Below are 26,071 nucleotides of genomic sequence, written 5' to 3'. Positions count from 1 at the left end.
ATCAGACATGTAGAGCTTCTCACTTTTGTTTATCTCCTAATGATAAAAATATTCTTTATTTCTGCTCTTAAGAGAGAGGTTTGAAAGGCATTTTTGAAATTCACTAAATAGTTTTAGTATATTATCAATTTGTGTCGTAAAGGTAATGATTATACATTAAATTTATAATGGAGATAGAGAGTATTATGACAAAAGCAGCTGTGCTGGACTGGAAAGGATTTTCAGGACTTCCTGATTTTTCTTCAATAAGAGATGAGGATTTTAAATCCGCTTTTGAACAGGCCCTTCAAGAAGCGGAAGAAGAGCTAGAGGCGGTTGCAATTGTGCAAGAACCACCAACGCTTGAGAATTTTTTGCAACCTTTTGAGCTCTCTGGCAAAGCGCTTGATCGTATATGTTCAATATTTTTCTTGCGTTCAGGTGCGCATAGTAATCCATTGATTCAGAAGTTAGAACAAGAGTTTGTTGTAAAGCTTTCTCATTATTCTTCGAAAATTATGATGGATGCACGGATATTTGCAAAAATAGACATGCTTTATAAACAGTCGCAGCAAGGTATGTATGATAGTGAGACAAAACGTGTACTTGAATTATGGTGGAAAAAGTTCGTTTGTAATGGTGCAAAACTTGATGAAGATGGTAAAAAACGGCTTGTAGAGATTAATGAGAAGCTTGCTTTTTTAAATGCTACTTTTGGCCAGCATGTCTTAAGAGATGAATCTGAATGGATTTTATTTTTAGAACAAACAGATTTGTCTGGTTTGCCTGATGATCTCATTGCTTCAATGAAGGAAATTGCGCGCGAAAGGGGGCATGAGGGAGCCTATGCATTAACATTTGCACGTTCAATTATTGATCCTTTTTTGAAATTTTCTCATCGTCGTGATTTACGTGAAGTAGCATTTAAAGCTTGGTCCAAACGTGGTGAAAATGGTAACGAGAATGATAATCGGTCGATTATTTTAGAGATTGTTGCTCTTCGTGATGAGAAGGCTAAATTGCTAGGATATAAATCTTTTGCAGATTTAAAACTCGATAACACCATGGCTAAAAGTATTGATGCGGTTATGGATTTGCTTACCCCTGTATGGGAACGGGCAAGATCTAAAGCTTTGAGTGAACAAATTGAATTGCAAAATTTTGCACACAATCAGGGAAGCAATGAAACTTTAGAAGCTTGGGATTGGCGTTATTACGCTGAAAAGCTTCGCGCTGAAAAATTTTCTTTCGATGGATCTGAAATTAAATATTATTTTCAACTTGACCGCATGATTGAAGCGGCTTTTGGTGTGGCAGGAAAACTCTTTGGCATTACATTTGAAGAAAAAAGTGCTGTTACACTTTGGCATCCTGATGCACGTTTGTGGGAAGTAAGAAAATCCGATGGAAGCATACTTGGGCATTTTATTGGTGATTATTTTGCACGTTCTTCAAAACGTTCTGGCGCGTGGATGAGTAGTTTACAATCGCAGCATAAATTGAATGGTGGACAGAAGCCTATTATCTACAATGTTTGTAATTTTGCTAAGCCACCCAAAGAAGAGGTTGCGCTTTTATCACTTGATGATGCGCATACGCTTTTTCACGAATTTGGCCATGCGTTACACGGTTTGCTTTCTGATGTCACATGGCCTTCTGTTGCAGGAACATCGGTTTCGCGCGATTTTGTTGAACTTCCTTCTCAACTTTACGAACATTGGTTAACTGTACCAGAGGTCTTAAAATCTTATGCTACGCATACAAAAACAGGGCTTCCTATGCCACAAGCATTGATGGATAAAGTGATAGCGTCACAGACATTTAATGCTGGTTTTTCTGCGGTTGAATTCACTTCATCGGCTCTTGTAGATATGGCTTTTCATCAGGGAAAAACGATAACTGATTCAATACTCTTTGAGCATCAAGAATTAGAAAAGTTGCAAATGCCCAACACAATTATCATGCGGCATCGTCCTTCACATTTTACGCATATATTTTCAGGAGATGGTTATGCTGCTGGTTACTATTCGTATATGTGGTCAGAAGTACTTGATGCCGATGCTTTTCAGGCTTTTGAAGAAACAGATGATGTTTTTAATTCAGAGTTAGCTAATCGTTTAAAGTGTTTTATCTATTCTGCTGGAGGGAGCCGCGATCCAGAGGAGCTTTATAAAGCTTTTCGGGGGCGTTTGCCTTCACCAGAGGCAATGATGAAAAAACGTGGACTGTAATCAGGGACAACGGTATGGTGTGCGCTATACCGTTGTTATAATCTTTTCTGTGGTCGAGATTTACGTAATTTTCAACCTGTCATGACCTATGAACGGAGGATTTTCATTAGTTTTGAATTTGTAAAAAAATGAAGACTCTGTGTTTGAAAAGACATTAGGGGAAAGAAAAATTATCGGCTCGGTCTTTTTGATAACCATTGAGCGGAACCCATAATCTTTCAATGAAGCTTTGGTCTATTTTGTGAAGCAAGCCAGTATTTTGTTGTGCCATGTCATCGAGGCTCATTGCGGCTTGGCGTTCAATAGGGTGCGATTTTTGTGTAAGCTTTGAAGTGTTGATATTGGTTAAAAATGAATTCTCATCAGAAGATGTCTGAGTATTTAAAATATTTTCCAATTTTTTTTCTAAATAAAAGGCAAGTTTTTTCTTTCCTTCAGAGGTAAAATTGATACCATCATGGGTGCGTAATCTAACGACTTTTCCATTTGCATCATAGCTTGAAAAAGAAAATTGACCTTGTCCATCAGTGAAACCGTCCCAAATATCGACAAAATATCCTCCTCTTTCTTCTATTTCTTGTTTATAAAGTTCATTAAAAATTTTCATTTTTTGTGTCAAATTATCATTTCTGAAAGCAGGTTGTCCCATCCATATCCACGGTTTTCCCGAATTATGAAGGCTTTCGGCGATTTCAGTAATTCTTTGCTTGTAGTTTTTTATCCATTCTGGCTCATTCGTATTAAATATGCCCTGAGGCGTTGTGATTGGTTGGTTATCATTTGCACCTATTACCATGATAATCGCATTGGGTTTATTTTTCTCAATGAGTTCAGAAATATTATTTTTCCAAAAGGTCTGATCAGTTCGGACTAAGCCAGAATCTGAGATTGTATTATTTATAATGATGATATTGTTCTTATCGGTAAAAAACTTCTTAAGTGCATCAGCAACAGCAGAAGCTACAAAATCCCCTAGGACGAGAACACGTTGCGCATTTTCTTCTTTTAGTTTTTGTACGGATTTTTGTGTTATAGTTTTTTTTTGTGGTTTATATCTCTTTTGTTCTATAATTTGTGGGTGTTGTTGTGGTTGCACTTGTTTGTTATGTTCTAACAACCATTTAAAAAAGTTTGTCGCTTTGCTTGAAGAGGGTTGCATAACGCTTACAGCGAAGAGAGAGAAAAACAGGAAGATTAAGTGTATAGAGCGGAAATAAGTCAAACACTTTACTCCAGATTATTGTTTTCGCAGAACAGAAAAAACTTCAGGGCTTGGATATCCATCTGCCTTTAAACCGTGGTGTAGCTGAAAAGCTTTAAGTGCTTTTCGAGAGACTGTACCGATTTTGCCATCAACTTCTCCTTTATAATAGCCAAGTGCCTTTAAGCGAGATTGCAGTTCTTTACGCTCATGGAAAGTAAGGGGCGGAAATGGTCGTTGCCAATCTTGAACCAATTTAGGATGTCCAGAAATACGGCTTGCGAGAAGGGCAACAGCGAGAGCATAACGATCTGCATTATTGTACCGTTTAAGCACAAAGAAATTTTTTGTGACTAAAAATATAGGTCCTTTTGGGCCATCTGGGTATTTCAATATTGCTTGTTCAGATGATGAAGGCAAGGGCTGCCCATTTGCCTGTTTTACACCTAGCTTTGCCCATTCTTCAAAGGAATGCCAATCCTCAGGGAGATTTTTTCCTTGTGGCAATTTAATTTCTACTCCCCAAAGGAGGTCAGGTTTCCAACCATTCATGTGGAGAAGATTAGCAGCAGTTGCGAGAGCATCTGGAACAGAGGTCCAAATATCACACCGTCCATCCCCATCCATGTCAATGGCATAAGTGAGATAACTGCTTGGAATAAATTGCGTATGTCCCATTGCTCCGGCCCAAGATCCAATAAGTTGTGCGCGTGTAATTTCTCCACGTTGAAGAATTTCCATGGCAGCAATGAGTTGTGTGTGTGCGTATTTTGCACGTTTTTGATCAGCATAGGCTAGAGTTGCAAGTGAGCGAATGGTATCACGCATCACACCTTTATTGGCTAAAATTTTTCCATAATTGCTTTCCATTGACCAAATAGCTAAGAGAATATTACGGTCTACACCAAAACGTTTTTCAATTTGAAGAAGCCAGTTTTTCCATTTTTTTGCTTGGTGTTGTCCTTCCAAAATTGCAATATCATGAACACGATTATCGAAATAGTTCCATGGATGATCGATAAATTCTGGCTGGTAGGCAGCTTTTTCTAAAACTTCTGGATCAATTGCCTTGACGGTTTTAAAAGCCATGTCAAACGTAGCAGGTGAAATATTGTGAGCGAGAGCTGTTTTTTTAAATTCTTTAATCCAGTTTTTAAAACCACTATCTGCTTGTAGAAATGATGCAAAAAACATTAAAAAAGCAGAAAGAAGAGCGGCTAAACCTATGATAAGAGTTTTTCGATTTATCGATTTTTTGAGAGAGGAGAAAGTTTTAGATTCTGTTTTTTGCATTTTAAATTCCCCTCAATATTTGAGTATTTTGATTGTGCAAGAACTTCACTTTTTTATTTGGTGTTATCAACGATATTATCAAATGAATAAGAAAGGTTGAAACGGATTGTTTATTTTGAAGGAACACTTACAATAAATTATCGTATTCTTGCATCTCTTTCCTGTCTATTATATTAGCAATTAAAAAAATAAGATACCTTTTTTACTATTTAATAAAAACATATGTTAACTGAAATCAGTAGGTTATATGTTTCATGAGGAGCGAGAGGGTGAGAGTGCGTAAAATCCGGAAAGCAGTATTTCCTGTGGCTGGTCTTGGTACACGTTTTCTTCCAGCAACAAAAACAATTCCTAAAGAAATGTTAACAGTTGTTGATAAGCCTATTATCCAATATGTTGTAGATGAGGCACGTGAAGCTGGTATTGAGCATTTTATTTTTGTTACGGGACGCAATAAAGCAGTTATTGAGGATTATTTTGATGCGCAAGTTGAGTTATATACAACTCTTGCTGAGCGTGGCAAAAGAGAAGAGCTTGAACATTTACACGGTTTACAACCTCCACCAGGTACAACTTCTTTTACGCGCCAACAACAGCCTTTAGGGCTCGGGCATGCTCTTTGGTGTGCACGTGAATTAGTTGGGAATGAGCCTTTTGCTTTGTTGTTACCAGATATGCTTATACAAGCTAAAAAAGGTTGCCTTTCTGAGATGATCAATCTTTATGAGAAAACCGGTGGGGGGAATATTATCGCTGTTCAAGAGTGTAATCCTAGAGAAGCGCATAAATATGGTATTGTTGGAAAAGGCGAGCAGATTGCCAACGGTTTTCAAATCACAGAAATGGTAGAAAAACCAACAAAAGGCACAGCGCCATCGAATTTGTATATTAATGGACGTTATATTTTGCAACCAGAAATTTTTAATATTCTTTCCAATCAAGAACGAGGAGCAGGAAATGAAATTCAATTAACAGATGCGATGGTGCAGCTTTCAAAAGAGCAAGATTTTTTTGGTTTTCAGTTGGAAGGGCGTACCTTTGATTGTGGTTCTAAAGTTGGTTTTATTGAAGCCAACGTTGCATTTTCTTTAGCACGTGCTGATATGTATAGCCAAGTTTCTCTCTCATTAAAAAATTTACTAGAAACCATTAAAGTTGAAAAATGATGTAGATCTCTTGTTTAATTTCATTTATATCAAATTCGATTATGACAATACAAGCTCCTCATATGGCTTTACGGGGCGCCATTTCATCGGCGCTTAAAACACTTGCGAGTGAAAAGCAAGGGCTTGAAGCTCTTGAAGCAGCTCTACTTGGAGATCTTTCTTCATCTTTTGAAGCTGCTGTCCAAACCATCAGAAATGCTAGTGGACATGTGGTGATTACTGGTCTTGGGAAGAGTGGTCATATAGGTACAAAAATTGCTGCAACTTTAGCTTCGACGGGGACACCTGCTTTTTTTGTGCATGCTGCAGAAGCCAATCATGGTGATCTCGGTATGATTGGATCTGATGACGTTATTCTTGCTTTGTCATGGTCAGGGGAAACTTTGGAATTAAGTGGTGTTATTAATCATGCTGCGCGTTTTCGTACACCTCTTATTGCTATGACATCGGGTGAGAATTCTGTATTAGGGCGACAAGCTGATATTGTGCTCTTGTTGCCAAAGATAGAAGAGGCTTGCCCCCATGGTCTTGCTCCTACCACTTCAACAGTAATGCAATTGGCAATGGGAGATGCATTAGCTGTTGCTCTTTTAGAAATGCGTGGCTTTACTGCAACGGATTTTAAAATTTATCATCCTGGTGGTTCTCTTGGTGCAAGCCTGAGATATGTGCGTGACATTATGCATGAAGGTGATCGTATTCCTTTGGTTGTCCAAGGGACAACAATGATCGAAGCAATGAATGTTTTGGTCGAAAAACATTTTGGTTGTGTTGGTGTTGTGAATCAGAATGGTGAATTAATTGGGATTGTGACTGATGGTGACCTTGCACGTAACATTCACTTTAATTTATCAAAGTTTAGTGTTGATGAGGTGATGACGAAAAATCCTAAAATTGTGGAGCCAAATACACTAGTTGGTGCTGCGACTGCTTTTATTAATGATCATCATATTGGCGCCTTTTTCGTGGTTGAGAATAAAAAACCGGTAGGCATTGTTCATTTTCATGATCTTTTGCGCATTGGTGCTGCGTAATTTGGAGAGTCCATAAAAATAAAATTTTGTTTCAGGGTAAAAATAAATTCAACAAATAAAAAGGCAAGATTTTATTGGAGGAAGAAGTTGATTTATTATGATAAATCAGTGTGATTGCACTTTGCAACACAACCCCGAATATTGTAGAATTTTCTCCTCATAACCTCCTCATATTGAATCCAAGTCAAATCACTTGCGTGCACGTTATAAGCGGAATTGATGTGTGGCAAAAACTATTTAGAAAGGGAATAAATATGCCTCTCATGAATCGCCTTAATGCACAAGCTATCGCAACATTGGGAGCTGGTAAATATAATGATGGTGCTGGCCTGTACAGCCACTTTATTAATGTTTCTTAGAAAAGATGGTTGTCTTATACATATCCATGATATCTACAAGTTTTTCTAGTAAAGGGTTGTAGGAGTGTCTTTGCTTAGTTTTGAAAAACTTCCCTCCAGAGAACAAATTATCACCTCCTGATATGAATGTATTCACCATTCTAAAAGCGGTTATGGTTTTTCTTTTATTTAAAATTTTCTCGTAAGAGAAAATTGGGTTCCTATATGTGATGTACAGAAAAGATGTGTTACATCACGTGATATCATACAACTTACTCGAGATATTGTTCCACGGAGAATGGAACGTATTTCGATTTCTATATGTTGGGCACTAACATAATTATATGTGCCTTCAGATAGTTTTTCTTCTGTATCTGCTGCACGCGTTTCAAAAACACCATCGCGGAAAGAAGAAATAATACCATTTTCATCAACCCATTTACCATCAATTCCAGTTGGTGTATTTTGGCTATAATATTGCGAAAAACCACAGGCGCCTAATACTAAAGCGGTAATTGTAAGACATAAAATACGGTAGGTATGTTTCATTTATTTACTCTATATTTATATTATATTACTTTCTAGCCTTTATAACATTGTGAAATTATTCTCTGAGTCAATATAAAAAATTTGATGAAAATCAATGAAAAAGCAAAAAAATAGAAAAAAATGCCTTAATGTTGTATTTAATTAACAGCTTGGTAAAATTTGTAGCTGAGACACAAGAGGCAAAATATTTTTTATGATTTACAACAATTTTTACATGAAGCCGTTTAGTAGTTTCAAAGGAGATTATTAAATTATGGTTGGTCCCATTCTTGTTGCGAGTGAAGATTATGGAAGACGTATAGAACTTTCTGCTATGCTCCGAGGTTTTGGTCACCGTGTCATTGAAGCAGAAAATGGTCTCCGTACGATTGATCTTTTACACAGACGTAAAAATATTGTGCTTGCACTCCTTGACGTTGCTATGAGCGATTTGAGTGTAGGTGATTTGATTAAAATGATTAGAGTCGCTGGTGTGTCTGTTCCTATTGTTGTAATAGCACAACAAGAGAATCAAACTTTACTTCAGAAAGCTTTAACAGCTGGAGCTATTGATTATTGGATTCATCCAGTGACATCATTACGGTTGAGAGTTACTTTGGATACTCTTTCCCTGATTTCTGCATTAGAGCGTGAGGTTTGTTATATTCGGCGAAAAAATGAGAATCATTTGCGGTTTTCTGACCTCTTTATAAAAAGTAGGGCAATGCAGATTGTTTTGGAACAATCTAGGAAAGCAGCTTCTTCTTTACAGAATCTTTTGATAGAAGGTGAAAGCGGAACTGGTCGTGAGACATTAGCCCGCATTATTCATCATGAAGGTTTATTATCGGAGGGGGATTTTGTTCGCTTTCAATGTTCAGCCATCGTTGATCCAGAGGAAGAAAATCGCCAGTGGTTTAAAGAATTTTTACCATTGGTTTCTTCTCTTGAGAAGGGAACGCTTTGCCTGTGCGATGTTGATCGACTCGAACCCATACAGCAAAAGCGTTTTGCAAATTATCTTCAAGAGAGGGCAAAGGCAACAAAGAACAATGTCCCTTCTTTTCGTATCATAGCTATTTCGACATCGCGGCTTTCAGATCTGGTTAAAGAAGATTATTTTGCGCGTAATTTATTTGAACAGCTTTCTCAATTATCGATTAGTGTTCCTGCTTTGCGGGAATTGAGGGATGATTTTCCAGAGCTTACACAACGTTTGATTGACCACATTATTACAGAAACAGGGCGATCACATGTTCATGGCTTAGCAGGATCAGCGCTCTCATTGCTTATGCAGTATGATTGGCCTGGTAATCGGGATGAACTTGAGAATTTTCTCTTTCGAGCGGTTTTACTGAGTGAAGGACCATTGTTAACTGTTCGGGATTTCCCCCAATTAATGGGGAATCCACTCATAACTGTTCCAAATATTATTGAGAGTAATGTTCAAGAAGATTATGAACAAGAATCGATACAATTTTTAAATGCTGATGGGCATGTGCGCACTTTTGCAGAGATGGAACATGATATTATTGAGAAAGCGATTAAACATTATAAAGGACATATGAGTGAAATTGCTCGTCGTCTGCATATTGGTCGTTCTACGCTTTATCGAAAAACAGAGGCATTAAAAGTACAAAAAAGCCAAGAATAGAAATAAGATCCACGATAAAATTTTCTTTATAAGAAGCATAACTTGAAAAAGTAGAGTGATTTTGACTTTTGAAAGAAATGTTGTTTATTGTAAGCTTGAATATTAGAGATGACTTTGAAAACGCAATTAAGCGTTAATTTTATTTGATAGAATTATTTTTTAACTCTCTTTATCTTGTTTAATTTCTACGACTTTAGCTAAATTTACATTTTTAGAACTGAAAATAAAACTCTATAATCATTTATATTGAGTTTATATTCTCTTAAGCAAGAGATGGTATACTGTCTGTGGTGTGATTAAAATAGGATTATTGATTTTAATGTTGTGTTCGTATCGATGATGGTGCGATGGCTTAAAAATGGGAAGTTGATCCTCTTTGACTCTGTTACAGATTATTATTGGTTTTATCGTATTTTTTTTTGTTGCGTCTCTGTTGGCGATTTACACATATGGACGTTTTGTTAAAAACGCTAGGGGGGAATGTTCTTATGCGTTGACTGTTAAGAAAGATGAGACCAAGTTTGATCGTATAGTGAGTCAATTAGCAGAAGAAACAGATGGATTAGGAGTTGATAAAGACGCTCTTTCACTCATCATTAGCAATTTGGATGCTTTTTGTGTTCGTGCAATAGGGGCAGCACAGGCTGGGCGTAGCCTTGATCTGATGTATTATATTTGGGATGATGATTTAACAGGGCGCTTGTTGTTAAGTGAAATAGTAGAGGCGGCTGATCGTGGGGTTCGGGTACGCCTTCTTTTAGATGATATTAATGCTCAAGCACGTGATCCAGCTTATATTGCGCTGGATAAGCATCCTCAGATTGAAGTGAGAATGTTTAATCCAGGGCGATCACGCAAAGGTGGTTTACGTCGTGGTTTAGAGATTATCTTACGGGCAATTACTGTCACGCGCAGAATGCATAATAAAGCTTTTATTGTGGATGGCCGAGTCGCTTTTGTTGGAGGACGCAATCTTGCAGATTCTTATTTTGATGCTGGTGAAAAATCACATTTTCGAGATTTAGATCTGATGCTTATCGGTCCCTCGGTTAAAAAAGTGGAAACCATTTTTGATGACTTTTGGAATAGTGCTGTAGTTTTACCGATTCACACTTTGGTTGCTCCTAAAAGTGCAAGTGACCTTGGCTATTGGAAGGATAAATTACGCAATTTCCGTGATTCTAAGATTGCAAAGATTTATTTAGATTATGTCAAGGAGCATATTAATTTTGACTGTTTTATTCAGACAGGCAAGCGATTATTTGTAGCAGATAAAGTTGTAGTGCTTTCTGATCCTCCAGAAAAAGCATTGCGTAAAAAAGCAGGCAATTGGCTCATGAAGGCACTCTCACAGGTTATTGGGGATGCCAAAGAAACAGTTCAGATTACATCGCCTTATTTTGTTCCTGGTAAGCTAGGTACGCAGAATTTTAGCAATTTGGTTTCAAAGGGAGTTGATGTCAAAATTCTTACGAATTCCTTAGCAGCTACTGATGTGGCATTGGTGCATGGTGGTTATATACCGTATCGTAAAGCATTATTAAAAAGTGGTGTTAAACTTTATGAGTTAAAACCGGATGGAAACACTTATGGATTGCGACTCTTTCGATCAAGTAGGGCAAGTTTGCACACCAAAGCTTTTTTAGTTGATCGTAAAACTGCTTTTATTGGATCTTTAAACTTTGATCCGAGATCAGCAGCACTGAATACGGAGATGGGCATTCTTTTTGAATGTGCACCGATTACAGCGCGGTTAGATTTGCTTTTTTCTGAAGAAACGACGGGTGAAATGAGTTATCATCTTCGTCTTGGTGATAATAACCGTATTTATTGGGATTTCATTGAAAACGAAAAACAGCATAGCACCGATTATGAGCCAGAAAGCAATTTTTGGCGTCGCACATTTACCAAAATAATAAGTTGGTTACCTATTGAATCACAATTGTAGATTTTATAAACTATAATTGAAAAATTATTTTTATTTTTCTTTTCATTTTTTTTGTAGCATGGCATAATTCTTTGCCAATCCGCAACCTATGAGAACCGCAGTTGTTTTTACAGCACCGTGCGGTGTTTTGTTATAAAAGGAATTTGGCTATGGCAAAGATTGTTGAAACAAGGACAGGTGCATTGGCATTGACTTTTGATGATGTGCTTTTACAGCCTGGACATTCTCTTGTTATGCCCAGCCAAGTGGATCTGAGAACGCGTATTGCAGCTGATATTAACCTAAATTTGCCATTGCTTTCTGCGGCGATGGATACCGTGACAGAATCGCGTTTGGCAATCGCTATGGCTCAAGCTGGTGGTCTTGGTGTTATTCACCGTAATATGTCTCCTGCAGAGCAAGCTGAAGAAGTTCGTCAAGTTAAAAAATTTGAATCTGGTATGGTTGTTAATCCAGTAACAATTGGACCAAATGCAACACTTGAAGAAGCAAAAGCTTTGATGCGTTCTCATGGTATTTCAGGTATTCCGGTTGTTGAAAGGGGCGCCCAAGGTGAGACTGTTGGACGGCTTGTTGGCATTTTGACGAATAGGGATGTGCGTTTTGCATCGGATCCAAAACAAAAAATTTATGAATTAATGACGCATGAAAATCTGATTACAGTGCGTGAAAATGTTCAACTCAATGAAGCAAAATATCTTTTACATCATCACCGTATTGAAAAATTATTGGTTGTGGATGAACAAAATCGCTGTGTTGGCTTGATAACAGTTAAAGATATTGAAAAAGCACAATTGAATCCTAACGCGGCCAAGGATTCCCAAGGTCGTTTGCGTGTTGCTGCTGCCAGTAGTGTGGGGAATGATGGAATGGAGCGGGCTGAACGACTCATTGACGCTGGTGTTGACGTGCTGGTGATTGATACAGCACATGGGCATTCTCAACGTGTGCTGGAAACTGTTGAACGAATTAAGAAAATGGCGTTTTCTCCAGCTATTATTGCTGGTAATGTAGCGACTGCTCAAGCAACACAGGCGTTAATTGATAGTGGTGCAGATGCGGTAAAGGTTGGTATTGGTCCTGGTTCTATTTGCACAACACGAATTGTTGCAGGTGTTGGTGTACCTCAACTTGCAGCCATTATGAATGCTGCAGAAGTTGCTGAAAAAGCGGATATTCCCGTCATTGCTGATGGTGGGATCAAAGCTTCTGGTGATTTTGCTAAAGCTTTAGCAGGTGGGGCTTGTGCTGCTATGATCGGTTCTCTTTTAGCAGGTACAGATGAAAGTCCAGGTGAAGTATACCTTTATAAAGGGCGGTCTTTTAAAGCCTATCGCGGCATGGGATCAGTAGGGGCTATGGCGAGAGGATCAGCAGATCGCTATTTTCAGGATGAAGTACGTGATGAGCTTAAATTGGTTCCTGAAGGTGTAGAGGGTCAAGTGGCTTATAAAGGTCCCATAGCATCAGTTCTACATCAGCTTGCTGGTGGGTTGCGGGCTTCTATGGGATATGTTGGGGCAAAAGATTTAACAGAGTTTCGTGAGAAAGCAACATTTGTGCGTATTACAAATGCTGGGCTTCATGAAAGCCATACACATGATGTTGCTATCACACGGGAGAGTCCAAACTACCGAGGTCCTGTTTGATCTATAAAAGCTTAGAGCTATTGGGCATGGTATGAAGTCTTTTGAAAAAATGAAGAAAGACTTCTGTTTTTTTGTAATTTGCTTTTATAATTATAGAAGAGAAAGAATTGGAGTATAAATCTCCAATTCTTTTCCGAGGTTATGTGAAATGAAGGGAATTAGCTTTTTGTAGTCTTCCGCCCCGTCTTTGACGCGCGTTGGCGAGTGTTAGCCTGATCACCTTGGATGGATTTCTTTCCATTGTTTGAGGGTGATGTATTGTTACGGCTTTTAGATGAAGTTGTTTTCCCATTATTGTAAGTGTTCATTATTTTCTCCTTTTAAATTACCTGGCTTGAAATGCCAGTACAGTGAAAACGGTCATGCCAAATAGTGGTTCCAAGCGTTTTCTAAAAAGTTAATATTTTATCGAGGATAAGATGGATGGATTAGCCTTAGCAGAAGTGTTTTTCACCTTTTTAGAAAGAGAACGTTTTCAAGATGTGAAATATTTGTTGGCTCCTGCTGTTTATAGAGAGCTATGAAAACTTAATTTACCAAAGAATAAGGGGGTGTTGGTTTTTACGGAGATATATTGAAAGAGAACTTTAAGGATACAAGCTGTTTTGTAGTATCAAATAAGGCATATGTATTTTAGAATGATGGGAATGTAAGTGGAGATACCATGCAATAATGAATTTGAAATGTTATAAAAAAATGAGATCAGAATCATTCAGCTTCCAATGAAAGTTTGGCATGATTTTGAAAAAAATTCATTGGCATTGAGAAAGATAATTTTGTTTTTGCTTATATTGTTTAGAGTCTTGTAAAACTTCAATGGGAGAAATGAATGCGCTTAGGTGGGCGTTTGCGGGCAGCGATAGATATTCTACAAGAGATAGAAACGCGGCGTTGCTCAGCAGGTGAAGTTTTAAAATCTTGGGGGCTTTCTCATCGCTTTGCGGGAGCAAGTGATCGTGCAGCAATTGGCACAATTGTCTATGATGTTTTAAGACGGCGTCATTCTTTACAATGGCGTATGGAGAGTAATGATGTACGGGATATTGTTTTCGGTACCTTGTTAGATACTGGAAAAATGACAATTGCACAAATTGATGATGAATTAGAAGGAGATCGATTTGCACCACAGCTATTAGGGGCTAGGCAGCGTCAATCATGGCAAAAGCAGCAATTAGTTGATGCACCAGACTATATTCGTGGTGATATTCCTCAATGGTGTCAAGCGCATCTTGTGCCTTTATTTGCTGATAATTGGGTCACTGAAGCTGCTGCGTTAGCAACGCGCCCTTCTTTAGATTTACGTGTGAATCGTTTGAAGGCAACGCCAGAGAAGGTGCTTAAAGAACTCGTAAAAACCAAAGCTCAACCATTGTCATGGTTTCAGCAAGCTTTAAGAATTGCACCGATTGAAAAGTTTGAGCGTCATCCCAATGTTCAGATGGAATTTGCTTTTCAAAATGGATACTTTGAAATACAGGATTTGGGGTCTCAGATTGTTGCTTATCTTGTTGAGGCAAAAGGAGGCATGCAGGTCTTGGATTATTGTGCTGGTGCTGGTGGAAAAACGTTAGCTTTAGCTGCCAGTATGAAGAATCAGGGGCAAATTTATGCTTATGATTCAGATAAAGCTCGTTTGGCTCCTATTTTTGATCGTCTTCGACGTGCTGGTGTTCGTAATGTACAGCCAAGAGAGAATGTGGCAGAATTACAGCCATTAGGTGGACAGATGGATATAGTCTTACTAGACGCACCATGTAGTGGTACAGGAACATGGCGGCGGCGGCCAGATGCGAAATGGCGTTTGACGTTAGAGCAGGTAAGACAACGCCAAATAGAACAGAAGGCTATTTTGAATGAAGCTGTAAATTATCTTAAACCAAATGGGCGTTTAGTTTATATTACATGCTCTCTTTTTGTAGATGAAAATGAGGAACAAATTTCCCATTTTCTTCAACGGCATTCCGATTTTCATTCTATAAATATGCGTGCACTTTGGCAAAAACATTTTAGTTTTTCGCCTGTGCAGCCAATTTTTTCAAATTATGGACTTACCTTATCACCAGCAACGACAAAAACAGATGGTTTCTTTTTATCTGTGTTGCAAAAAAAACATTGAGACATATTTTTCGCATTTTTTATCTTAAATTTTACGAGAAAAACTTTTTTCTCAAGTGAATAGGCTTGTGAAAAAAGAAAGATTGAATAATAAATCACATTGGTTCTTTTTTACAATTATTGATTGGTTTTTTATGAACATCTCACATCCAGACACCGTTCTTATTATTGATTTTGGTTCACAAGTTACACAACTTATCGCACGTCGGGTGCGGGCAATGGGTATCTATTGTGAAATTGTTCCGTTTCAATTGGCTTTAGAAGGCATAAAACGGACAGTGCCTAAAGCTGTTATTTTATCGGGGAGTCCTTATTCAGTTATTGATGATGGTTCGCCGCGTGTTCCAATGGAAATTTTTGAAATTGGTGTTCCAATTCTTGGTATTTGTTATGGCGAACAAGTCATGTGTGTTCAGCTTGGGGGAAAAGTTGAAGCTGGATATGAGCGTGAATTTGGGCGTGCTTTTTTGGAAGTGCAGGAAGAGAGTGCACTTTTTGATGGTGTGTGGGAAAGAGGTTCTTGTTACCAAGTATGGATGAGTCATGGGGACCGTGTGACGGTTTTACCAGAAGGTTTTCGTGTAATAGGAACCTCAAAAGGCGCTCCCTATGCTGCTATTGCCGATGAAAAAAGACGCCTTTACGCAGTGCAGTTTCATCCTGAAGTTATTCATACACCGGATGGTACAAAGCTTTTGCAAAATTTTGTTTTTAAAATCTCTGGTCTTAAAGGTGATTGGTCAATGGCTTCTTATCGTGAGCAAGCAATTGCTACGATACGACAAAAAGTAGGAAAAAACCGTGTAATCTGTGGTCTTTCAGGTGGTGTAGATTCATCAGTTGTGGCGGTACTCCTTCATGAAGCAATAGGAGATCAACTAACATGTATTTTAGTAGACCATGGGTTGATGCGTAAAAATGAGGCTGAAGAAGTTCTTACATTGTTCCGAGATCATTATAATATAGAGCTTATTCATGTGAATGCTGCCAATATGTTTATTGATGCTCTAGAAGGGGAAACAGATCCAGAGAAAAAGCGTAAAACGATTGGCCGCCTTTTTATTGAAGTTTTTGAAGAGGAAACTAAAAAGATTGGAGGCGCAGAATTTTTAGCGCAGGGCACGCTTTATCCAGATGTCATTGAGAGTGTTTCAGTAGTTGGTGATTCAGTTACCATTAAAAGTCACCATAATGTAGGCGGATTACCGGAACGGATGAATATGAAACTTGTAGAGCCGTTGCGTGAGCTCTTTAAAGATGAAGTCCGTTCACTAGGGCGGGAATTAGGATTACCTGAACAGTTTATTGGCCGTCATCCTTTCCCAGGTCCCGGTCTTGCAATTCGGTGTCCAGGTGCAGTGACACGTGAAAAATTAGAAATTTTACGTGAGGCAGATGCCATTTACCTTGAGGAAATCCGTAAAGCTGGCCTTTATGACGAAATTTGGCAGGCTTTTGCTGTTCTTCTTCCTGTTCAGACTGTTGGTGTGATGGGTGATGGGCGCACTTATGAATTTGTTTGTGCTCTTCGTGCGGTTACATCTGTAGATGGAATGACCGCTGACTTTTATCCCTATAATATGGAGTTTTTAAGCAAAACAGCGGCACGCATCATTAATGAAGTAAGGGGGATTAATCGTGTCGTGTATGATGTAACTTCAAAACCTCCTGGTACGATTGAATGGGAATGATTGAAATAAAGTTCAAACCTTTTAAAGAGAGTATTGTTTAAAATTTGATATTCGAGAAAATATGCAGCAGAAGAAATTTTTTAAAAAATTATTGTTTAGAATGATTTTTAGAAATTATGATCTGATTTTGTATAGGCCAATATTGTTTAAAAGTGAGACCGGTATTGTTTAAAAATAAGAAGTGTGAAGTTTTGTATGTCTGAGAAAAAAATTGTTGCACATCGTGGTGGAGCCCATCTTTATCCTGAAAATACGCTCTCAGCATTTCGTCATGCAATTGCATTGGGAGTTGATGAGATTGAGTGTGATGTTCATCTGCTTAAAAGTGGTGAAGTGGTTGTATTTCATGATTTTCGTCTAGAACAATTGGTTGGCAAACCAGGATATATTCATGATATTGATAACGAAACACGCAAACAACTTTGCATCAAAGGAAGTAGCGAAGCTCCTCCTTTATTAGAAGAGTTGCTTGATCTTTTAGTACCAACCAATGTTGCATTGCATCTTGAAATTAAAACATGCGGTGAAATTGAGCGTGAAACGATTTTATCCAAAAAAGCGCTTGCGTTAATAAAAAGTCGAAATTTAGCAGAACGGGTTTCTGCAATCAGTTTCGATCCTGCAAGTCTTCATCCTTTTATTGAAGCAGGAATCACATCTGGCCCATGTATTGATAGCTTTGAAGGTGATATGTACCATCATTTTTCTGAGTGGAAAAAAAGGGGGTATTCTGACCTGAGTTTATATGGCTCCATTGTCTCACGGGACTTTATTGAAGCTGCGCTTGATGTTGGTTTTACTGTGGGGGTATGGACAATCAATGGGCAGGCTCGGTTATCGCATTGGCTTGATATGCCTGTACATTATATTACAACAGATCAACCCGATTTGGCTTTACAATTGCGTACACAACGATAAAAGGCATGCCTTTTGTCGTTTGTCATGACTTTTGGGTATCAAAATCGATTTTGACGAAATTCTCACTGAATGGTAAAAATATGTATAAAAACAATGAATTATCGCGTATTTCTTCTTAATCGCCCTTCTTCTCACTGAGTACAAATCTTTCTATCAAAATATATTTCTATCATACAAAAGAGTTCTTCTTCCTAACAAATAAGGTTAAGAGGAGAACAGCAACATTTACTGAATGTAGCTTATAAGATCAAAGCTCTCATTCTATTTACTGATCATTTGTGCGTTTTCCAGTGGTTTTATTAAAAGTATGAAAGTTTTGATAAGCAACAGTGAAGCTTAGCTTGTTACCATAGTCATTTGTGAGACGCTCTTTTATTTCAGTGGTAAAAATGTTGCCATTCCATCGTGTTACAACATGGCAACCTGTCCCGACAGGCTTGATAAGTTCAATTTGTGTGTGAAAGACAGGCCCTTGATCTGGATGTTCTCCCAGCAAGATTATTTCTGGTCTGAAGGCCAAAAGATCAGTTTCTTTACTATAAGACAATGAATGACCTAAGTGCTGTTCTAAGATATGGCGATCAAGAAAGTTCATAGGAGGAGAACCAATAAAATCAGCAACAAACGTTGTTGCTGGACAGTCGTAAATTTCCATTGGCGTTCCAATTTGCTCGATAGCCCCTTTATTCATGACAACGATTCTATCAGCCAGTGTCATCGCTTCTAGTTGATCATGGGTAACATAGAGGCTCGTTGTACCCAATGAACGTTGGAGTGTTTTTATTTCAATACACATTTGTGCACGCAATTTTGCATCAAGATTTGAGAGAGGTTCATCAAAGAGAAAGACACGTGGTTGACGAACAATCACACGCCCCATTGCAACACGCTGCCGTTGTCCTCCTGATAATTGTCGTGGTTTACGATCAAGAAATGGCTCTATTTGCAACAGTTTTGCAGCGTGTGTGATACGTCTATTAATTTCATCTTTAGGTGTTTTACGATTTTTAAGACCATATTCTAAGTTTCCACGAACTGTCATATGGGGATAAAGCGCATAATTTTGAAAAACCATAGCAATATCGCGATCGGCTGGCTCACGCTCATTGATACACTCGTTATCAATAGAGAGTTCACCTGAAGTGACTTGTTCAAGTCCTGCAATGATGCGTAACAGAGTTGATTTTCCACATCCTGAAGGACCAACAAGGACAAGAAGCTCACTATCGGCAACAGTTAGGTTTAAATCGTCAATGACCAGAATGCCGTTTTCATACTGTTTTTTTATATTCGATAACCGGATTGTGGCCACAATTATTTCTCCGTTTCAATAAGGCCTTTGATAAAAAGCCGCTGCATGCAGATGACGACAAGGACAGGCGGCACCATGGCAACGACCGATACTGCCATGAGGATATTCCATTGAGGATCATGCTGAAGTGATTCTACGATAAGTTGTTTAAGAATAATAAGAATAGTTTGATGGTTCTGATCAGTTGTGACGATAAGAGGCCAGAGATACTGTATCCATCCATAAATAAACATAATGATAAATAAAGCGGCAATATTACTTTTGCTGAGAGGGAGAAGAATATCTTTAAAAAATTTAAATGGTCCTGCACCATCAACACGAGCAGCTTCTAAGAGTTCATCAGGAACAGTTAAAAAAAACTGACGAAATAAAAATGTAGCAGTTGCAGATGCAATAAGTGGAATAATCATTCCACCATAGGTATTTATCATACCTAATTGTGCAACGACTGCGTATGTTGGAATAATACGAACTTCAACGGGAAGCATCAAAGTGACAAAGATAAGGGCAAAAGCAGTTTTTCGGAAAGGAAAACGCATATAAACAATTGCATAAGCAGATAAGAGGGAAATAATAATTTTTCCAATACTAATACCAAGCGCCATAATGAGCGAATTCATTAAAAGAGGCCAGAGATTTGGAAGTCCGAGCTGCACAAGCCCATCACCAAAGATTGTTTTATAATTTTCTATAGCATATTTTCCCGGTAAAAGAGGAAGTGTTCCTGAGCTAAATGCTGCTGAGCTATGGGTTGATGCAATGATAGCAACATAAACTGGAAAGCAAATAATAATAATACCAACAATAAGAACAAGATGAGTTAGAAATTTTAAAATAGGGCGCTTTTCAACCATAATTCGCTTCCTAATATTGTACGCGACGTTCAATCCAGCGAAACTGAATAAACGTTAAAACAATAACCATCAACATCAACATTGTTGATTGTGCTGCTGATGCACCGATTATTTGATTTTTAAAACCATCGTCATACACTTTGTAAACGAGAGTACTTGTTGCCCGCGCAGGACCTCCAGAGGTAATATTATCAATAATACCGAATGTATCAAACATAACATAATGAATATTGACGATGAGAAGAAAAAATGTTGTCGGCGAAATTTGTGGAAAAACTACGGTCCAAAATCGTTTAAAAGGGCCAGCACCATCAATTGCTGCTGCTTCTATTTGGGAACGTGGAACAGATTGGAGGCCTGCAAGAAAAAAGAGAAAATTATAGGAGATCTGTTTCCAACTGGCTGCAATCACGATAAGGATCATTGCTTGAATGCCATTAATACGATAATTCCATATAATACCTATTTTCTCCAAAAGAAAAGGGATAACTCCAATGGTTGGATGAAAGATAAATAACCATAAGATACCTGCCAATACTGGAGCAACGGCATAAGGCCAGAGTAAAAGTGTTGTGTAGGCCTTTTTTGCACGGATGACGCGATCAACACAGACAGCTAAAAGAAGTGATATCGACATTGAAACAACAGTGACCGAAATAGAAAAGACTGCAGTTGTGAGAAGTGATTTCAAATAAGCAGGATCAGAGAGGATTGTCACATAATTTTCAAAACCAATAAAAGTTGTTGTAAATCCAAAAGGATCTTCACGCTCGAAAGAGGATTTTATTGCTTGAGCAGCAGGCCAAAAGAAAAACAAAAAAGTCACAAGGAGCTGAGGAAAAAGCAGCCCATAAGAGAGTAGACTATTTTTGAAATATGCGTGTTTTTCTTGCATTCGTTGGGCTCTTTAAATACAGAGACTTTAGAAAGGTGAACAAAAAAGAACTAAAAGGACTTAACTGTTTGGTTAAATTTTGATATCTAATGATGATAGTAAAACCTTAACGATTGGCTTTTTCAAATTCACGTAAAAGCTTATTACCACGTTCAACGGTTGCATCTAATCCATCTTTTGGTGTTTTTGATCCGCTAAGGACAGCTTCTAATTCCTGATCAAGAATGGAGCGAATTTGTGGTAAATTACCAAATCTTATACCCTTTGAATTAGCAGTTGGTGGGTTGAGAGTGATCTGTTTAATAGCAATATCCGCACCAGCATTTTTATCATAATAATGCTGTTTTTTGCTTAATTCATAAGCAGCCTTTGTTGTGGGAAGATAACCTGTGATCTGGTGCCATTTAGCTTGATTATCTGCTCTCGAGAGATATTTAAGAAAAGCGGCTGCACCAGCATATTCTTCAGGGGTATGACCTCTTAGAACCCAAATAGAGGCACCACCAATAATGGAATTTTGTGGAGCACCTTCTACATCACCATAATAAGGGAGCTGACCAAATCCAACATTGAATTGCGCTTCGGAAAGAATTCCTGCACGAGATCCTGAAGATTGCATAAAGATAGCGCAATTTTGTGTCATAAACATGGGTGTTGCATCTAATGCTCCAGCTGGACCTCCATAGCGAAAAATGCCTTGATCAGACCATCTTTTAAGGTCTGTCCACATACGCACTTGGAGAGGACCATTAAAGGTGAGTTTTGAATCAAGCCCATTAAAACCATTTTCTTTTGTTCCAAAAGGCACATTGTGCAATGCTGAAAAATTTTCTATACCAATCCATTGAGATGCATAAGACATTGTAAAGCCACAACTCGCCGCTTTAGTTTCAAGAATTTTTTGGGAGAAGTTTTCTATATCTTGCCATGTTTTAGGCGGTTGGTTTGGATCAAGACCTGCTTTTTTAAAGATATCTTTATTATAATAAAGGATTGGGGTTGAAGCGTTGAACGGCATAGAAAGCATCCGTCCCTGAACATCAGAATAATAACCACTGATAGCAGGCAAATAATCAGCAGGATCGAATTCTTGTTTCGTATCAGCCATAAGTTGATAAATCGGATAAACGGCGCCTTTGGCGGCCATCATGGTTCCAGTACCAATTTCATAGATTTGGGCAAGGACCGGTTGTTGCTTTCCACGAAATGCTGAAATGAGCGCAACCATACCTTCCTCATATTCACCACGAAATGAAGGAACAACTTTGTAATCAGACTGACTGGCATTAAAGTCGTTAATGAGACGCTCTGTTTGTTTTCCTAACTCACCGCTCATAGAATGCCAAAAGCTAATTTTTGTTTGTGCAAAACTTGCAGTCGCCATGCTGATAGCAGCCATAAATGCTGTTATAGAAAGATAAAAACGACTCATGGTTCCCCCTTTCTGAAGTGATAGAACACAGGTTTCACCTAGATTTATAGTATTACACATGAATACGCCACGACAATTTTATTTCAGAAATATGTTGATTCATTTAAACAGGAACCATCAAAAGGTCAAACGAATTTGTTGATATCCGCATTTTTCCTTTGTGAGAGTTATCTTGAGTTGACAGGTCCTATCTTGTAAACATCTGAAAAAATCCAAATGGCTTAAATGAGAAAAGCAGAAGAGAAGAGTGAAGGATACAGACAATAAATGTCATTCAGTTATAGCTATGGCGGTATTTGAATTTACTTTTTTCGAGAGAGCGTTTTAGTTTTTGTATTCTTGACCTTATATTTTGGGCGCGATAATTTCGGGAGATTTTTTTATATTCCAATTGTGTGAATGCCTCCCAATGGAGATTTTTCATTTATTGAGAAGTTATTGCTTTCTTACACTCTTAAAGGGTTCACAAAATTATGCTTTGTATTTATGTTTTGGAAGCTGCCTAGCAAGTTTTGACACTTAGAATGAAGGAAATTATTTTTGGGTGTTATCAGTATTCTTGGTCTATAATCAAAGTAGCTTGAATCACGATTTATGAAGAGTTTCTATAGGAAAAATGAAGAACTTATTCATGCAGGTGATGTTAGTTTTAGGGGTGAAGAACAATTTTAAAAAATGTATCATTACGCTAATTTATTTTGCTAACACTTGTTTGACGGATAACTCGTAAACTTTTAAAATCAAGACTTAAGAAACTAAAATAAAAAACACTTTAATGATCGTATCATTTAAATTGTTTGCCATTAATATTACTATAGCATGTTGGATTGTTTATGTTTTTTCCAATTTCATTATAAGTACAACAGAGTAATAAAATCATCCATAATCTTGTTTATTTTATCATTTCTTTGGTATTATTTCCTATTCATAAATTATTTCGGTACCGAAAAGTGATTGAGCATGATTGGTAACATTGTATAAATTCTAACAGCTATGATTTTACTCATTTTTCTGTTCTTTTGTAGCTTTATCTTAGTGTTTTGTGATCGCATCGATAATGGTATTCACATTATGTTCCATCATATTGAGATAAGTTGCAGCAGGCCCATTTTCGTCCGACAATGCATCGGAATATAGTGTTCCACCAATTTTCAAACCTGTTTCTCTTGAAATCTGTTTTATAAGGCGAGGATTAGAAATGTTTTCCACAAACAGTGCGGCTGCTTTATTCGCTTTAATTTGTTTAATAAGTTTGGCAACATCAGCTGCGGTGGCTTCAGTTTCTGTTGAAGCACTTTGAGGTGCAAGTATAATGAAGTCGTATTCTTGAGCAAAATAGCCAAAGGCATCATGAGATGTGATAATAACACGCTTATCTTTGGGGATAGTAGCAATCTTTGTTTTAAGGATTTTTTGGGTTGCTTTTAGCTTTTGGATGTAGGCTTCAGAATTTTTTCTATAGCTTGTACAGGATTGTTGATCGATTTTACAAAAAGCAGTAGCGATATTTTTGATATAGATTTCAACATTCGGGATAGTTTGCCAAGCATGTGGATCAGTATCGCTGTGGTGGTGATGCTGTTTTGCACTCTGCTCTTTATTTTTAATTTCGAGAGGAGAAATATTGTTACTTACTTCGACAAGAAGCGCTTTTGTATCACTTGCTGTGATAAGGCGGTTAATGAAACCTTCTAAATGAAGCCCGTTGATGAAAATAATATGAGCTTTTCTAAGGATTTTGGCATCATGAGGGGTAGGCTCATAGGTGTGGGTGTTCGCATTGCGGCCGACAAGAGTGGTTATAGAAATATGATCTCCTCCTACATTTTTTACTAAATCTGCAAGAATAGAAAAGCTCACGACAACTTTAATATTATTATGGGCAGAAGCAGAAAATGGAAAAAAGGCAAGCAATACAAGCAATAAGAGAGTTCTAAGCAGAAAAAATTGTTGAATAAGTTTAGGCACATTATTTCCTTAAGGTGAAGAGGGACGTATAAAAGAGATGAGGAAACCGTGCCACAATAAAGCCGCGTGGACTTACTAAGCAGGAAAGAAGATAAATAAACCCTGCGGCAATAATGATAGAAGGACCAGAGGGAAGAGACAGGTGAAAAGAAAGCAATAGCCCACAGATGCTCGCTATGATTCCTAAGAGAATAGAGAGTATGCAGATGGGACCTAGACGCGAAAGCCAAAAACGAGCTGTAATAGCTGGAATCATCATAATGCCGACAGAAAGTAATGTTCCTAGTGATTGGAAACCGCCAACCAAATTCAGCACAACAAGTCCGAGTAGTAATATATGAACATATTTACTCAGTGGAGAAAGTGACTTAAAAAAGAGAGGGTCAAAGCTTTCTAATACGAGTGCGCGCCAGAAAATATACAGACTGCACATTGTAATTAGCATTATAACGGTGATGAGCAAAAGAGCTTGTGTATCAAGTGCAAGTACTGAACCAAATAAGAGATGAAGAAGATCAATCGCTGAATTTTTAAGTGAAACAAGAATGACGCCTGCTGCGAGTGCAATAAGATAAAAGACGGTCATTGATGCGTCTTCTTTTTGAAAGCTATTTCGTGAAATCAACGCGGTTGCTAAAGCAACAATAACACCAGCTAAGATGCCGCCAAGAGTCATAGATATGAGCGAGAATCCACAAAAGAGAAAAGCAGCTGCAACACCAGGAAGAATGGCATGGGATATAGCATCTCCTATTAAACTCATTCCGCGGAGCATCAAAAATACACCAACAGGGCAAGCACTGGTAGACAGCAAGACTGAACCAAGAAGGGCACTTTGCATAAAATGGAAATCAATGAAGGGAGCCAGAAAAAATTCGTACAAGTATTATAACCTAACAGAGCAAGAATCATTGAGAGGAAAATGTGGTTTTAGAGTGCTAAGACGAAAAGAGTTGGATGTGAGAGGTGATGTAACGTGATGAATGGTGTCATCGAAAAACTGTGTTGTTTCTCCATAACAAGCGTTTTGTCTGTTAATTTGAATCATTTGTGGAAAATATTCTTGCACAACGAGGGGATCATGGAGTGCTGTAAGAACTGTTCGTCCTTGTTGTTGCCAATGTGTGATCAAGGCAAGAAGGTCTTTTTGGGTATTACGATCTACACCATTGAAAGGTTCATCAAGCAATATAATATCAGCATCTTGTACAATAATACGTGCAAATAAGGCACGTTGTAATTGTCCACTTGAGAGTGTATCCAGTGAACGGGATGCAAGTGTCGAGAGCCCAACCATTTCAAGTGCATTCTGAATTTTAGAGTAATAAGGGCGCTGGTTTTTCCATAACCCACAAAAAGACCATAATCCCGTTTTTATAAGTGCTTCTACATCAATTGGAAATGTTTGATCTATATCACATTGTTGTGCAAGGTAAGCAATCTGGCTTTTCTTCCGTTTTGTGATTTTACCTTTGAGAGGTTTAATCAATCCGGCGATGGCTTTCAGCAATGTAGATTTTCCGGCACCGTTATCACCCATTATTGCTACCAACGAGCCGGCTTTTAAATTTGCTGAAAAGTTTTTTATAGCTATCCTGCTCCCATAACCTAATGTTGCACTATCGAAATGCAGCCCCATAATTTATACCACCTTTGATTATTGATCTCCGAAAGTTATGTAATAATATAACGTCTGTCAACAAAATGTTATATTATTACATATATTTTTTAAGGTCGAAAATTTCAGTGGGAAGATCGTGGAAAATTCAAAATAATGATTGAATTTTTCTTGACGAAAGAGAGTGCTTGTATACTATATATAGTATCAAAATGATTGGTGATTCTAAATAAGCACAAGTGAGGGT

20 protein-coding genes are annotated in these 26,071 nt (G+C 37.9%); 9 read left to right on the top strand and 11 right to left on the bottom strand.

Annotated elements, in window-relative coordinates:
• The first annotated feature begins 185 nt into the window (after positions 1-185).
• The gene (locus ME1_RS00880) at positions 186-2,210 is read left to right on the top strand and encodes a M3 family metallopeptidase (RefSeq protein WP_004862156.1); all 2,025 of its coding nucleotides are present in this window, start codon (positions 186-188) and stop codon (positions 2,208-2,210) included.
• A 154-nt stretch (positions 2,211-2,364) separates the two neighbouring features.
• On the opposite strand, the gene ME1_RS00875 is transcribed toward ME1_RS00880, so the two are convergent.
• Together ME1_RS00875 and ME1_RS00870 are read right to left on the bottom strand one after the other, a co-directional pair.
• Positions 2,365-3,432 (bottom strand): SGNH/GDSL hydrolase family protein, encoded by a 1,068-nt coding sequence (locus ME1_RS00875; protein WP_004862153.1) that lies wholly within the window; start codon positions 3,430-3,432, stop codon positions 2,365-2,367.
• A 15-nt stretch (positions 3,433-3,447) separates the two neighbouring features.
• The gene (locus tag ME1_RS00870) at positions 3,448-4,704 is read right to left on the bottom strand and encodes a lytic murein transglycosylase (protein WP_004862152.1); all 1,257 of its coding nucleotides are present in this window, start codon (positions 4,702-4,704) and stop codon (positions 3,448-3,450) included.
• A 275-nt stretch (positions 4,705-4,979) separates the two neighbouring features.
• Between ME1_RS00870 and galU the strand changes: the two genes are divergently transcribed.
• On the top strand, positions 4,980-5,870 hold the full coding sequence (gene galU, locus ME1_RS00865; RefSeq protein ID WP_035009110.1) for a UTP--glucose-1-phosphate uridylyltransferase GalU: 891 nt from the start codon (positions 4,980-4,982) through the stop codon (positions 5,868-5,870).
• Positions 5,871-5,911: 41 nt separating this feature from the next.
• Positions 5,912-6,904 (top strand): KpsF/GutQ family sugar-phosphate isomerase, encoded by a 993-nt coding sequence (locus ME1_RS00860; protein WP_004862148.1) that lies wholly within the window; start codon positions 5,912-5,914, stop codon positions 6,902-6,904.
• 527 nt (positions 6,905-7,431) lie between these two features.
• Here the strand turns inward: ME1_RS00860 and omp10 are convergent.
• On the bottom strand, positions 7,432-7,791 hold the full coding sequence (gene omp10 / locus ME1_RS00855) for an outer membrane lipoprotein Omp10 (RefSeq protein WP_004862145.1): 360 nt from the start codon (positions 7,789-7,791) through the stop codon (positions 7,432-7,434).
• A 253-nt stretch (positions 7,792-8,044) separates the two neighbouring features.
• Here omp10 and ME1_RS00850 point away from each other — a divergent pair, with 253 nt between their 5' ends.
• From ME1_RS00850 to guaB, 3 genes are all read left to right on the top strand, one after another.
• Complete coding sequence (locus ME1_RS00850; protein ID WP_004862143.1) at positions 8,045-9,424, top strand: sigma-54-dependent transcriptional regulator; 1,380 nt, start codon at positions 8,045-8,047, stop codon at positions 9,422-9,424.
• 376 nt (positions 9,425-9,800) lie between these two features.
• Entirely contained in the window at positions 9,801-11,372 is a 1,572-nt protein-coding gene (locus tag ME1_RS00845; protein WP_004862142.1) for a phospholipase D family protein, read from the top strand.
• A gap of 149 nt (positions 11,373-11,521) precedes the next feature.
• Positions 11,522-13,021 carry an IMP dehydrogenase gene (gene guaB / locus ME1_RS00840; protein WP_004862140.1) on the top strand — a complete coding sequence of 500 codons (1,500 nt, stop codon included), beginning with the start codon at positions 11,522-11,524 and terminating at the stop codon, positions 13,019-13,021.
• 158 nt (positions 13,022-13,179) lie between these two features.
• On the opposite strand, the gene ME1_RS08035 is transcribed toward guaB, so the two are convergent.
• Positions 13,180-13,329: a hypothetical protein gene (locus ME1_RS08035; protein ID WP_196792789.1), complete on the bottom strand. Its 150-nt coding sequence runs from the start codon at positions 13,327-13,329 to the stop codon at positions 13,180-13,182.
• A 521-nt stretch (positions 13,330-13,850) separates the two neighbouring features.
• On the opposite strand from ME1_RS08035, the gene ME1_RS00835 reads away from it, so the two are divergent.
• The 3 genes from ME1_RS00835 to ME1_RS00825 all read left to right on the top strand — a co-directional run bounded on the left by ME1_RS00835 (position 13,851) and on the right by ME1_RS00825 (position 17,745).
• Positions 13,851-15,137 (top strand): RsmB/NOP family class I SAM-dependent RNA methyltransferase, encoded by a 1,287-nt coding sequence (locus ME1_RS00835; RefSeq protein ID WP_004862137.1) that lies wholly within the window; start codon positions 13,851-13,853, stop codon positions 15,135-15,137.
• Between the two features lie 133 nt (positions 15,138-15,270).
• Positions 15,271-16,827 (top strand): glutamine-hydrolyzing GMP synthase, encoded by a 1,557-nt coding sequence (guaA, locus tag ME1_RS00830; protein WP_004862135.1) that lies wholly within the window; start codon positions 15,271-15,273, stop codon positions 16,825-16,827.
• A 195-nt stretch (positions 16,828-17,022) separates the two neighbouring features.
• Entirely contained in the window at positions 17,023-17,745 is a 723-nt protein-coding gene (locus tag ME1_RS00825; protein WP_004862132.1) for a glycerophosphodiester phosphodiesterase, read from the top strand.
• Positions 17,746-18,010: 265 nt separating this feature from the next.
• Here the strand turns inward: ME1_RS00825 and ME1_RS00820 are convergent, their stop codons facing one another.
• The 7 genes from ME1_RS00820 to ME1_RS00790 all read right to left on the bottom strand — a co-directional run bounded on the left by ME1_RS00820 (position 18,011) and on the right by ME1_RS00790 (position 25,845).
• The gene (locus ME1_RS00820; RefSeq protein ID WP_004862130.1) at positions 18,011-19,057 is read right to left on the bottom strand and encodes a sn-glycerol-3-phosphate import ATP-binding protein UgpC; all 1,047 of its coding nucleotides are present in this window, start codon (positions 19,055-19,057) and stop codon (positions 18,011-18,013) included.
• 2 nt (positions 19,058-19,059) lie between these two features.
• On the bottom strand, positions 19,060-19,911 hold the full coding sequence (ugpE, locus tag ME1_RS00815) for a sn-glycerol-3-phosphate ABC transporter permease UgpE (protein WP_004862128.1): 852 nt from the start codon (positions 19,909-19,911) through the stop codon (positions 19,060-19,062).
• 10 nt (positions 19,912-19,921) lie between these two features.
• Positions 19,922-20,806, bottom strand: a complete 885-nt coding sequence (gene ugpA / locus ME1_RS00810) for a sn-glycerol-3-phosphate ABC transporter permease UgpA (protein ID WP_004862127.1) — start codon at positions 20,804-20,806, stop codon at positions 19,922-19,924.
• 106 nt (positions 20,807-20,912) lie between these two features.
• Positions 20,913-22,238, bottom strand: a complete 1,326-nt coding sequence (ugpB, locus tag ME1_RS00805; protein WP_035008987.1) for a sn-glycerol-3-phosphate ABC transporter substrate-binding protein UgpB — start codon at positions 22,236-22,238, stop codon at positions 20,913-20,915.
• A gap of 1,032 nt (positions 22,239-23,270) precedes the next feature.
• A complete protein-coding gene (locus ME1_RS00800; RefSeq protein WP_004862123.1) occupies positions 23,271-24,206 on the bottom strand; it encodes a metal ABC transporter solute-binding protein, Zn/Mn family in 936 nt (311 codons plus the stop codon).
• Between the two features lies 1 nt (position 24,207).
• Complete coding sequence (locus tag ME1_RS00795) at positions 24,208-25,089, bottom strand: metal ABC transporter permease (protein WP_035008986.1); 882 nt, start codon at positions 25,087-25,089, stop codon at positions 24,208-24,210.
• 3 nt (positions 25,090-25,092) lie between these two features.
• A complete protein-coding gene (locus tag ME1_RS00790; protein ID WP_004862119.1) occupies positions 25,093-25,845 on the bottom strand; it encodes an ABC transporter ATP-binding protein in 753 nt (250 codons plus the stop codon).
• Between the last annotated feature and the right edge of the window lie 226 nt (positions 25,846-26,071).

Origin of the sequence: Bartonella vinsonii subsp. arupensis OK-94-513, from assembly GCF_000278235.1 — a bacterium.
Classification (GTDB): Bacteria; Pseudomonadota; Alphaproteobacteria; order Rhizobiales; family Rhizobiaceae; genus Bartonella; species Bartonella arupensis.
This window is presented reverse-complemented; position numbering and strand designations above follow the sequence as displayed.